Here is a 2,337-nt window from a genome sequence, read left to right as displayed (position 1 = left end):
GGAGGCGGTGGAGGTGGCGCGAGCGGTCGCGGAGTCGCCGGCGCTGCGGCTCGCGGGCGTCGGCGGTTACGAGGGTGCCGCCGCGCACGGCACCGCAGCCGCCGCTCTATCCCTTGTGGACGACTACATGGCGCGGATGCGGGAGGTCGTCGGCGAACTCGCGCGGGCGGAGCTGTTCGGCGAGGTGCAGCGGATCATCGTCACCGGCGGCGGCAGCGCCTACTTCGACCAGGTCGCCGAAGCCTTCGCCGCCGCGTGGCCGACGGCGAAGCCGGTCGACCCGGTGCTGCGCAGCGGCGCCTACGTGACCCACGACGACGGGCTGTACCGGCGGAACTCGCCGTTCGGCAGGTCGCACCGGCTGGCGGGCGAGGAGTCGCCGTTCCGCCCGGCGATGCGGATCTGGGCGCAGGTGACCTCGCGTCCCGAGCCGGGGCTGGCGCTGGTGACGATGGGCCGCCGGGACGTCTCCTTCGACCAGGACCTGCCGGAACCGCAGGTGCATCGCGGCAGCGACGGCGTGGTGCGCGAACTGCCCGGCTGCAAGGTCACCTCGCTGGCCGACCAGCACGCCTTCCTCGCGGTGGACGAGCCCGGGCCGCGGATCGGCGAATGGGTCGGGTTCGGGTTGTCGCACCCCTGCACGGTTTTCGACAAGTGGCCGCTGATTCCCGTGGTGGACGGCGAAGAAGTCGTCGACCTCGTCCGCACGTTCTTCTGAGTCCATCGCCGGGCCAGGCCCGGCCGCAGCCACTCGCCCGATCGGAGGCCAGCCATGGCACCGGAATCCCACCCCGGCACAGTTTTCCGCGCGGCGACGGTGGTCGACGGCACCGGAGGGCCCGCGTACCGCGGTGACGTCGTCGTTTCCGGAGACCGCATCACCGCGATCGGCGAGCCCGGGACGCTCGGCGCGCGGCACGTGGTGGACGCGGACGGGCTGGTGCTCGCGCCCGGGTTCATCGACATGCACTCGCACTCGGACCTGCAGATCCTCGCCGAACCGGACCACCTGGCGAAGGTTTCGCAGGGCGTGACGCTGGAAGTGCTCGGCCAGGACGGGCTCTCCTACGCGCCGGTGGACGACGCCACGCTTGCCGCGCTGCGCACGCAGATCGCGGGCTGGAACGACGATCCGCCCGGGTTCGACTGGAATTGGCGCAGCGTGCGGGAATACCTGGACCGGCTGGACCGCGGGATCGCGGTCAACGCCGCCTACCTGGTGCCGCAGGGCACGTTGCGGATGCTGTGCGTCGGGTTCGACGATCGGGAGGCCACCGGCGACGAGCTCGCGGCGATGCGGCGGGTGCTGGCGGAATCGCTGCGCGAGGGTGCGTTCGGCATGTCGTCGGGGCTGACCTACACGCCCGGCATGTACGCACCGACCTCCGAGCTCGCGGAGCTTTGCCGGGTGGTGGCCGAGCACGGCGGGTTCTACAGCCCGCACCACCGCAGCTACGGCGCGGGCGCGCTGGCGGCCTACGAGGAGATGATCGAGGTCAGCCGCTGGTCCGGCTGCGCGCTGCACTTGGCGCACGCCACGATGAACTTCGAGGTGAACCGGGACCGCGCCGCCGACCTGCTGTCCATGGTGGACGGTGCGCTGGCGGACGGGGTGGACATCACGCTGGACACCTACCCGTACCTGCCGGGCGCGACCTCGCTGCACGCGCTGCTGCCGAGCTGGGCGGCCGAAGGCGGCGTCGAGTCCACTTTGGAGCGACTGCGGGATTCCGCGGCGCGGGAGCGGATCCGGCACGTGATGGAGGTGGACGGTTCGGACGGCAACCACGGCGTGCCGATCGACTGGGACAGCATCGAGATCAACGGCGTGCGCGATGCGGGCAACACCGGGCTGGTCGGGCGCAGCATCGCCGAATCCGCCCGCACGGCGGGGAAAGCTCCGGCCGAGCTGTACATGGACGTGCTCGTGGACGAACGCCTCGGCACGTCCTGCCTGATGCACGTCGGACACGAGGACAACGTGCGCACGATCATGCGCCACCGCGCGCACACCGGCGGCAGCGACGGCCTGCTCGTGGGCTCGCGGCCGCATCCGCGCGCGTGGGGCACGTTCCCGCGCTACCTGGGGCACTACGTGCGGGAACTCGGCGTGCTGAGCCTGGAGGAATGCGTCGCGCACCTGACCGCGCGCGCCGCCGACCGGCTCGGCCTGCCCGACCGCGGCCGGATCCGGGAAGGCGCGGCCGCCGACCTCGTGCTGTTCGATCCCGACACCATCGCCGACACCGCGACGTTCGACGACCCGCGCCGGACCGCCGACGGCGTGCACCACGTGCTGGTCAACGGAATCCCGGTGCTGGAACACGGAAACCG

General features: G+C 72.0%; 1 protein-coding gene and 1 pseudogene. Both read left to right on the top strand.

Annotated elements, in window-relative coordinates; genetic code table 11:
- A pseudogene (locus IJH84_RS19890) lies at positions 1–721 on the top strand (amino acid deaminase); the annotation flags it as partial.
- A gap of 54 nt (positions 722–775) precedes the next feature.
- Positions 776–2,337, top strand: a 1,562-nt coding sequence (locus tag IJH84_RS19885; RefSeq protein WP_295147400.1) for an amidohydrolase family protein, incomplete at its 3' end; no start/stop codon positions are given.

The sequence above is a fragment of the Saccharopolyspora sp. genome, from assembly GCF_017434145.1.
Classification (GTDB): domain Bacteria; phylum Actinomycetota; class Actinomycetes; order Mycobacteriales; family Pseudonocardiaceae; genus Saccharopolyspora_C; species Saccharopolyspora_C galaxeae.
Note: the sequence above shows the minus strand (reverse complement) of the source record. Positions and strands in the feature narration are given on the sequence as shown.